The sequence below is a fragment of the uncultured Varibaculum sp. genome (assembly GCF_902489465.1).
Classification (GTDB): Bacteria; Actinomycetota; Actinomycetes; order Actinomycetales; family Actinomycetaceae; genus Varibaculum.
This window is the reverse complement of the sequence record NZ_CABTZZ010000053.1, coordinates 1-10,154: the sequence shown is the minus strand read 5'-3', so window position 1 is coordinate 10,154 and position 10,154 is coordinate 1. Positions and strand designations below refer to the sequence as shown.

The following is a 10,154-nucleotide window of genomic DNA, read 5'->3' as shown; positions in this document are numbered from 1 at the left end:
TCTGGCGGTTCTTGTTCCCGCTGAGCCCCTTACTTAGGTGGTACCAGCGAGCGGGGAGCCTGGGTTTTATCCGAGTGGGTGCGGTGGGAATAAGAATTCGGAAAACGCCGCTACGTTTTCCGAATTCTTGGGCGGGAGGAAAAACCTAGGCTCCCCGCGGAAACTACAGTAAAACCCCAGGCTCCGCGCGTTACCTAGAGAGCCTGCGGTAGCCCGAAACACGCCGAAAGAGGCATTCAAGGGTAGAGGACGGGAATTGCTTGGGGGCTCAGGCTTCCTGCTTGAGCCCCCAAGTCCCTAACAGTCCTCGGTAGGGATCCGAGTCAGGGGAAAATACCTGGCATCCTCCCCTAGGCGAAGGATACCTCCCATAACATCCTTCGCCAGAGCGTCAACTTGCAAACGCTCCCCGTAATTTTAGCATCTTCCTGCGTAAACAATGAAGGATTATTGTCAATCAAAATCCTATTTTCTTATTATTACTGCTTTGCTTTTTGCTGATCTTGCCATTGCGCCAAAGCTTTGCGGGTCAGGACTTCTCCCCCGCCCTGGCGGGGATCACCAAACCAGGCTTTATAAAATTGATAGAAATTCAGATTCCCCGGCTGGGCGCATTCGTCACTAAGTCCGGCGATTGCATCGGCAGAAGCCAAGTAGGGGGTGTAATTGTAGAGGGCGGCGGTCGGCCAGTTTCGCGGAACTATTTCCTTACGGCCGCAGCGTGCATCTGGGCCGTAACCTAGAGTAACCGGTTTGCCAGCTTGCACATCGTATAAATCAGGATCAAGCTGGTAACGTCGCCACTGGCGCGCCGCGTAGTACACCTGAGTGCCAAACCCGTAGAACTGCGGGTCACATTGGGTATGATCGGGGCATCCATAGCCCATCGCTATTTCGTATCGCCGTGGGGTAAGCCGGGAAGAAGAAACAGTGATCAGCCCCTGTTCTTTTTGTAGGGTCACCAAAATTGCTTTCGGATTAATCTGACAGCTGCGAGAAACCTGAGCGATAACCTCACCGGCAGTAAGATTATCTCCGCCCGGTACCGCCTGCGGGCAAAATCGGTCAGGATCATGAGGGCGCAAGCTAGCGCGAAAATCTTTCAAACAGGGAACTTCCACCTCTTGCTTTTTGCTGTCATCATTCGTCCGCGCAACTCCGGTGCTTTCCGGCATAGCCTTAGCTTTACCTGCGCGGCATCCGTATCCCCAATCCGTAATAAAATCCTGAATCTGGGAGGAAGAAAGGGAATCCCAGCGCGTAAACTCGGCTTCGCTGATTAAATCGGTGGCATTAAAACCCTGTGTGCTAACCGGAGGCATGGTGGGTTCGGAAATGGAATCAGCAGATTCTTCTTGCTGGATATACCCATAAATCATGTTCACCACCAGGGCGATTACTGCCACCAGAACAACCAGTATCAAAAGCGCTGCTAAACGGCGCAAACGATATTTTCGGGCAGTATTAATCACCTTCCCATTATCGCTAGATTTAGGTTCTCAGGGCAAAGAGAATCAAACCCCCTTTCCGAGCTAAATTTGCGATTATCCTCTCCTACCAGGGTAGATGCAAGGGTGGAGGGCTTTCGTTAGACTATAAGGGCGTCGGGCCGTTTAGCCCCGGGCTCCAAAAATTGCCGCTACGAGCGGCCTTAGCGCCGACTGGCGCTTCTCGGTCCGGCGTTCCCCAATCGGCCACGTGATCTAATAGGCTCCGTGAGTGCCTAATCCCCATTAATCCCATTACCTAGAATTATTTTGTCCGGTGATGGAAACCAATCCATCACCGGACAAAACCTTTACTTAGTTACTGGATGCTATCCACGCCTCCTGCGCTGAAGCGTGGCGATACCCAGTCCGCACATTAATAGCGAGACCGCCAACAATTCGGCTCCCATATTTGCGCCGGTTCTCGCTAGTCCCTTTCGCTGCGGGTTAGCGGTTTGAGCTTTCTGGTTTGCCGCTTTGCCAGTCGCTTGGGGCTTCAGGTTCTTATGGTCTTTACCGCTTTGACCTGCCTGTTGGGTGGAATCACCGGGGGAAGTACCCGGATCAGGGGTAGTTCCTGGATCTGTACCGGGATCTGGATTCGTGCCCGGTTCCTGATCGCCACCGGGGGTCGGCTTTGATTCCTCAACGGTGATGGTAAAGGTAGCAGTAGCTTTTTCCTCCCCATCTACGTTCAGAGCCGTTACCGTGACTTTATAAGCGCCCGCTTTCTTGGGAGTCCCTAAGATGGTTGCAGTAGCGGCGTCAAAACTAACTCCTTCGGGCAGTCCGGTAACTGCTCCAATAGCCCCGTCTTTAACCTCTAACTTAATAGGAGTAATCATCGAGTCCGCGGTTACGGTTTGGTCGGCTATCGGACTGATCTGCGGGATAGGTGCCGGAGTGGCGGCATCTCGCGGGGAAATCTTGAGGGCGAGCTTAGCCTGCGCGGCTCTGGGGTATTCAGTTCCGTCTTCGGCTTCCTTGAGGCTAACGGTTACTTCGTAATCTTTGTCTGCCTCAAGTTTTCCAACGGGAGTGCCACTAATCTGACCGGTTTCTTTATCGAATACCAGGCCCTCGGGCAGTCCAGTTACCTCGAAAGTGTCTGCTAGCAGCGGATCGTTGCGTTCAAATAAATCGGTCACTGAAATCGGGGCGATTTCTTTGCCAATCTGCCCGCTAGCAGCGGTATCTTTCCCTTTAAGTTCGGTGCGGAAATCATCCTCTAACCAGCGCAGATTAAAACTGAGGTGGGCAATGTCTTGCCATCCGCCCCCATTGGGCTCCATCAATAACCCGATATTGCCATCTTTCTGCACGGTCATAGTGGTGTAGCCCGTGCCGCCCGTCTTGAACTGTTTCTTTACCGGCCAGGTTTTCCCGTTATCAAACGAGGCCCAAACATATCCATTCGTACGCCCCTTATCGGTTCCCGAAAACAGTAGTACCTGTGAACGTAAAGTGCCGGGTTTCGCATTTGGGAAAGCTCGAATCACTTGCGCGTTGTTGTTCTCGTCAGCTAAATCATTGCTAACGTGGCAATCTTTCCAGTTTTCCCCGGAATCGGTAGAGCTACAGATAATGCGGCCTCCACCTTGTTGGGAGCGCGAAATCAGGATTAGGCTCCCATCGTTTAGTTCAGTAACTTTGTTCTCGTCAAACTTTTTACCCTCAACTACTGCTGGGGTGGGGTTACCAGATTTCCAGGTTTTACCATGGTCATCCGAATAAATCGTGTAGGCAACAATCCCTCCGGTCTTCGGGACGCAGGCCATCTGCTGTAGCAGCCGTCCTTTGTTAGGTGCAGTCATTTTTTGGGTACCGGCACCGGAGGTAGCAAAGCAAGATTGCAAATCCCGCGCTTTTTCCCCTAATGCCTGGTCAGTAATTACTCGCTGCGTCCAAGAGTGACCATTATCGGTAGATACAGACAGCCCTAAGTTCATGGCGTGTTCGCTAGTTTCATCAATTTTGCCGTCTGGAGTGAAAGTATAGGCAGGATTCTTGGCGAATACTCCCGATACCTGGCTGTACACGTGGAAGTTAAAAATAGTGCCACTTTCATGGTCTACTACGTACGACGGGTCGGAGTAGCCTCTGGGGCCGGCAATGTTACTGCCCACGATTCCGCGGGCAATCACTGTTTCTGGCTGCCAAGTCTTGCCATTATCGGTAGATCGGCGCTGCATAATCGAGTTTTCGTTCGGTGAGTCTCCTCCATTCATGCTGCCGTTCTTCGGGCGGTAATCGTAAGAGGCTAATAAATCTCCATTCGGGGCAAGGGCGATTGCCGGAATGCGGATATTTGCCTGTTTTGAACTGGTAGCTACAGTATGCAAATCACTGATATTAGGTTCCGCTGCCGGATCCGCGTCTTTAGCTTTAGTGTTCGCATCTGCCTGTGGATATTGCTTTTGGGTATATACAAAAGTTGTGGCAGTAACGCGATTAAGTAGTTGCTGCCCCATTTTCCCGTCAATAGCTAACTTGGCTTCCACTTCACCGCGGGTTAAATCCGCTTCAGTGATGGTGTAGGTCAGCTGGCAGGGATGAACTGTCCCGACTGCCAGACTTTCACGCTCGCAGCTGCTGGCGGCGCTATCAGTCAGGTTAGTTAGGGCGGTGTCGGTTACGGGTGCTACTTTCAAAGCCTCGTCCCCGTTCGCGCTAACTTCTACCGCGAATTTCAGAATATCCCCCACCTGGTAGTGAGCTTTTTGCGACTCGGGATCCAGCTCAAACTTATCCAACTTTAGATAGTTGTTCCCAACCGGCAGCGCCTCGGCTTCGGTGGTCGCATAATAGGTGGCTGTCCCCGTGTATCCGGCATTGGGGTAATACTGCCAAACTATTTCGGGGGTGAATTTACCGGCTTTAACGTCAGCTTCCGTGACTACATGGTAGGGGGCAGTGCACTCCATTTCTCGATTAACTGGCATATTTGACCATTTGCAGCCTTCCCAATTTGTCAGGTTGGAGCTTTTAGCGGACAGTGCCCGCGCTTTGCCAGTGTGGTTAATCAAAGTGGCTTTGAAGTTGATGCGTTCGCCTAACCTCCATTTTTGACCGGCTGGTTTCGGGTTGGTAACGGTAAGGGTGGTCGGAATTTTATTCTCGTTGATTCCGCCCAGGCTGGTTTTTTCACCGCCATATTCCACCTCGGAATACATCCGGAAAGTAACGTAGGGGACAAATCCGCCTGCCGTAGCCTCAGCTGGGGTAACTACGTGGGTTAGTTTTTTCGCGATTCCCGCTTTATAACATTCCTGCACTTGATTGGAGGCAGCGTTGCGCCATTTGCAACCATCCGCATTTGCCAAGTTGTAGTTCACTGACTCGAAGGAGGCAGCTTTGGCGGTTTTATTGGTTAGCTTTACCCGGTATTCAACGGTCTGACCGGCTACTTTAGGATTTCCGGATACTAGGTATAGTTCTATTTTCGCCTGCGGAGTGTCCTTGGTAGCTACTAAAGTAGGCTCTGCCGCATAGGCACTTAAGGGGGTGGCTAGGCCTGCCCCAATTGCTAGGGCTAGGGCAAACAAGATACTGATTACTGGTTTTAAAATGGGGTGCTTCTTTGCGCTCATGAAGCTTAGCGTAACAATACAAAAATAGTTTTACCAATATCGACAGTTTGTAATAACTTAATGCTTTAGTTACTTGGAAACACCAGATTTATTATTTGTGGAAACTCCCACATTTTTTATTGGGACTGTATTTTATCAAGTCAAGCTAGCATTAGCTTAATAAGTCTTAACGTAATAGCTGTTCACGTGTGGTAGGTTGAAATCTGATAATTCCTCAGACTCATTCATAGATTAGAGTAGGTGTAGCAGTGTTGCTTCAAAAACGAAAAAATCCATCTTTATGTTCCTGGGTTAAAGCTGATAAGGCCAGTAAGGGTCGGCAGCGAATAGGCTCAAAACTATTGAAACCTTTAGGGGTAGCCCTAGTAAGTGGGGCGTTAGCTCTGTCAATATCGCTTCCAGCTCCCACGGCTGCGGCCGAACCTCTCGGAGCCTATAAAGCTGACGGCTCCGCTACCCTACCGAAAACTATTCCCAGTCTGGATGCTTGGAAAGCTAGTGGGGGAACCTGGACGCTAGCCGAGGGCGCGCGGGTAGTTTCCACCCAGCCACTCAACGCGCGGGCTAAAGCACTAGCGACAGAGCTCAGCGCCTATTTAGGTTCGCCGGTTCCCGCGAAAATAGGTAAGCGTACTAGCGAATTCGACGTGCATTTATTGCAAGATAGTACGCGCAAAGATTTAGGGGCAGAAGGCTTTGAACTAAAGATTGGCTCCTCGGGCGTGCAAATCATCGGCGCGACTGACGCGGGCGTATTTTATGGGACCCGCTCCTTTTCCCAGCTGATGCGCCAAAAACAACTAACCTTACCGGCAGGCTCGGTAGTATCAGTACCTAAATACAAAGAACGAGGGGTAACTCTGTGTGCCTGCCAGCTCAATATCTCAACCGAATGGATTGAGCGTTTTCTGGATGATGCTGCTGACTTGCATATCAATAACATCGTCCTAGAAATGAAACTAAAGTCTGATGCCTATCCCGACACTCAGACCTGGTCATACTACACCCCCGAGGACGTTAAAAAGTTTGTCGCTAAAGCGAAGAGCCTAAATATTGACGTTATTCCCGAAATAAACTCACCAGGCCATATGAATATTTGGTTGGAGAACGCTCCCCAATATCAACTGGTAGATAAGAACGGCGGATATCACCCCGATCAGCTAGATATTTCCAACCCTAAAGCCCGGGCTTTCATTAAGAAGCTAATCGATGAATATGACGGGGCTTTCGACTCGAAATTCTGGCATATGGGGGCTGACGAATACACCATGACTGGTGGATACCAGCTATATCCCCAGTTAACGAAGTATGCTCAAGACGCTTTTGGCCCCAGCGCCAACGCCAATGATGCTTTTACCGCCTTTATCAACGAAATAAACACCTATGTAAAAGGTAAAGGCAAGAATCTGCGGATTTTCAATGATGGTCTTTATGACACCGCAAACGTCCAGCTGGATAAAGATATTGTTATTGACTATTGGTTCAAAAAGGGCGGCACGCTAACTCCGCAACAGCTCGCGGAACGGGGATATCAACTAACAAATGTTCCCCAAGCAATGTATTGGTCTCGCGCCTTTGATCCGGCTGGTTACACCTATGCCATGAAGCCAAATAACCTGTATAACAATAAAAATTGGAACGTGGGTACTTTTGATGGTGGCGCCCAGATTGATCCTAACTACGACAAACTCCTGGGGGCGCGGGTATCGCTATGGCCCGATAACATCAATGAAACCGAGAACGAAGTCCAGATGATAACGGCTGATTCCCTGCGGTTCTTAGCCCAAATGACCTGGTCAGCTTCTCGTCCTTGGCCTAAATGGGAGGGCGCTGACGGTATGAAAGCTACCATCGACTCTCTGGGCGATCCTACTACCCGTTCCAAGGTGCAGGCAGCTACGGTTCCCGATGGGGTATACGGTCTGCCAGAATTGGATCCGGTAGCCAAGGGACCTTGGAAGCTGGCAAAAACCTATGATGGTTACTATCAGATTTCCAATGCTGCTACCGGCCAATGCTTGACGATGAGCGAAGGTGCAAAGCATTTAGGTGCGGTCAGCGAAGTGGGTGCCCAGCCTACCTTGGTATCTTGCCGCCCGCTCAGTGAAACCTATAAGAATGCTTTTGCTAGCGGTCGGGAAAGAAACAAACAGAAATGGCAGGTAGTGGTAGAAGCCGATAATAAGGTTTCTTTGCGGAACGCGGTTTCAATCCAGTACCTGGCAGTAGCTGACGGCAGTGAGAAACATGTAGATATTCAAGGAGTTTCGGCAGCGGAAGTAAAAGCTGACGCCACTTTGCTGGAAAAATCATTATCTGGGACTGGAAATAATCTAGCCGCCGGCAAGGTTGCGCAATTCCCGAGAGATTTGGTGGCCACCAAAGGAAAACTGGCTGATAAAGCCCTGTTCTCCCTGGTACGTGAAAAATCGATTACCGCTGACCAGCCAGAGATTAAGGACGTGAATCCCTCTGAACCGCGGGAAGTTACGGTAACAGTTTCAGCTGCCGATAATGCCAAAGTCGCGCCCTCGGAAATTAAAGCCACCGTGAGTGAAGGCTGGAAGGTTCTGCCGGAAACAGTTCAAATGGCTGAGCTACCTGCGCGTGGCACTGGAACCGCTAAATTTAAGCTGGTAAACACCACCGGAACGACTGGTAGCGCCACCTTTACCTGGAAGATGGGGGATGAGGAGCTAAGCACTACTGTTAATTTGAGCGGAATGCTCGGACCTCGCGTATGTGATGGATTTACCGATTTAAGTGCAGACTCGGAAGAAAAGACCGGTGAGGGCGCTACTAATGGTCACGTACAAGCCGCATTTGATGGCGTAGACGAATCAGGTAAATCCAATACCTTCTGGCACAGTAAATGGGCTGGCGGAGTAGATCGTTTGCCTCACTGGCTGGTATTTAGTCCGCAACAGGCTTTAACTAATCCAGATGGCACTATTAACAATATGCTTTCGGTCGAGTACCTTTCACGGCAAGGGAAAGTGAACGGTCGCATCAAGAGTTACCAGATTTACACCTCTGACACCACGAAAGACGGCAATGCGACCACAGGTTGGACGCTACAAAAAGAGGGTCAGTGGGAAAATGGAACCGATTGGCAGCGTGCCTACTATGACAATCCGGTAAAAGCTAAATATGTGAAACTGCTGATTACCGACGTGTGGGACGAAGTAGCAGGTAGGGAAGATCAGTTCGCGTCCGCGGCCGCTATCTGTGTATCTTCACAGATGCCGCCTGCCACCTTGACTGCGCCCGCCCAACCCGAGAATCCGATTTCGGTTTCGCCAGCAGTTAAAGTTCAAAGCGCCCCAGCTAATCAGTGGCCAACTGCTGATCCGGCAGCTCCGGCAGCGACAATCGCGCCCATAGCTGACCAGACTCTGCGGCTAGGTTCGCCGATTAAAGATATACCGGTGAAAGTAGCTAAAGGTACAGTTTGGAAAGTTAAAGGTCTCCCCGCGGGAGTAGTCTTTGACGAGCAAACTGGGGTGATTAGCGGGAAACCGGCTAAAGCTGGAAAATACTGGGTAGAGGTTATCGCGGAGAACCCGGATGAAGAAGCAGTGACCGCAGCTTTCACGATTACTGTCACCGAGGACAATACTCCTGGGGGTACTGATAATCCAGGCGGTAGCGATAAGCCGGGTGATACTGGTAAACCGGGTACTTCCGATAAGCCTGCCCCGGGTGGAAGCACCAGTGGTGACCGTAAAGGGAATGCGCCCGGGAGTGTCGCGCCCGCCCGGAACGGAAACGGCCATGCCAGCAGCCCTGGTTTGGAAGGCACCGGTTCGAATGCGGCAATCGCGCTAGCTGCAGCCTTGGTATTGATAGCCGCAGGGGCGGTGGCGATTAAGCGCCGACGTCTCTAGAGTAGCTAATCATTAATCTGGGGTTGGTAAGCGGAATCTCCGCTTACCAACCCCAGATTTATTTATGGGGGGGGTAAAAAAGGGTTAATAGATTAATACCTCAATGGGAGGGACTAACCCGTAAATGCTTATTTTGGGGCTAATGACGGCCTACTGCCCTTTTGTGAGCCCCCAGGTTTTCCCCTAACCGTGGTTGTTACCAGTTCCGGGCATGGTTATGGAACGTGCATGGCTCGGTGTTCACTGAGTAACCGCTTTAATAGGTTTAGCTTTAGCGAGGACGGTAGGCCGATAGCCGCAGGGCTATTGTTAAAATAACTATTAGCCCCGGGCAGAGTACCCTCACCTTCCAATCCTCAGCTACTACCCAAAACCGCCAACCGGGTCGCGTTTAGCAATACTACGTTGCCGTTTTAGTTTCGCTTTCTTCCCAAGAAGGATATGGCCACAGCCACCAACAATAAGGATAATCCGCTAAGCAATACAACCAGGAATCCGGACTGCCCTGATAAGGGCAGTTTTCCTTCGGGATAGTTGACCACTTTCAGGGTTTTGTCTCCCCCAGTTACGGTGTTTACATTTCCGTTTTGTTTATCTATTGTTACCGTGCCGTTCGCCTCTACCTGGAATTCTATTGGCTGTGGCAGGAGGGCGTATCCGGAGGCGGTTGCGGTTTCTACTAACCGATATTTACCTCCGGGCGTAACCGTTAAGTTAGCTTTCCCGTCGTTTCCGGTGGTTATGTTTTGCACTGGTTTATCCGGGTTATCGGCTTCGTATAAATCGAATTTTACGTTCTCTAGGGGGGTATCTTTATCGGATACTTTGTTTAGAGAAATATCGATTGTCTGTACTTTCAAGTTCGGGAAATAAAACTCGTTATTCTTGAAGTCGTAAGTGAACTTTGAATACCGACGATAAACCGTGCCATTAGCTCTAACCGTAAACGTGACAGTATTAGGATTCAGCTCATAACCCGCCGGAGCCTCAACCTCTTTCAACGTATAAGACCCCTGCTGCAAACCAGAAAGCTCAACCCCGCCCTCACCAACGGTATAATCCCCAACCTTATTAGCCTCATCGACTCTACTACCCTTATACAAGGCAAACTTAGCGCCACCAACAAGATCACCATCCTTAGCAGTACAAACACGATTACGAACCGTACAGGTTTTCACAAGCGCAGAATC

At 50.4% G+C, this 10,154-nt stretch carries 4 protein-coding genes; 1 reads left to right on the top strand and 3 read right to left on the bottom strand.

Annotation, left to right across the window (positions count from 1 at the left end):
• Positions 1-479: 479 nt before the first annotated feature.
• Both RDM26_RS07980 and RDM26_RS07975 read right to left on the bottom strand, forming a co-directional pair.
• Positions 480-1,472 carry a hypothetical protein gene (locus RDM26_RS07980; RefSeq protein ID WP_307738442.1) on the bottom strand — a complete coding sequence of 331 codons (993 nt, stop codon included), beginning with the start codon at positions 1,470-1,472 and terminating at the stop codon, positions 480-482.
• Between the two features lie 344 nt (positions 1,473-1,816).
• Positions 1,817-5,077, bottom strand: a complete 3,261-nt coding sequence (locus RDM26_RS07975) for an exo-alpha-sialidase (RefSeq protein WP_307738441.1) — start codon at positions 5,075-5,077, stop codon at positions 1,817-1,819.
• Between the two features lie 248 nt (positions 5,078-5,325).
• Between RDM26_RS07975 and RDM26_RS07970 the strand changes: the two genes are divergently transcribed.
• Complete coding sequence (locus tag RDM26_RS07970) at positions 5,326-8,964, top strand: family 20 glycosylhydrolase (RefSeq protein WP_307738440.1); 3,639 nt, start codon at positions 5,326-5,328, stop codon at positions 8,962-8,964.
• 413 nt (positions 8,965-9,377) lie between these two features.
• Here RDM26_RS07970 and RDM26_RS07965 read toward each other — a convergent pair.
• Positions 9,378-10,154 (bottom strand): SpaA isopeptide-forming pilin-related protein (locus RDM26_RS07965; protein WP_307738439.1); only part of this gene is annotated, 777 nt, incomplete at its 5' end.

Coding starts and splice junctions, on each gene's coding strand:
- RDM26_RS07975 (WP_307738441.1), bottom strand. CDS start 5,077: ATGAGCGCAAAGAAGCACCCCATTTTAAAACCAGTAATCAGTATCTTG.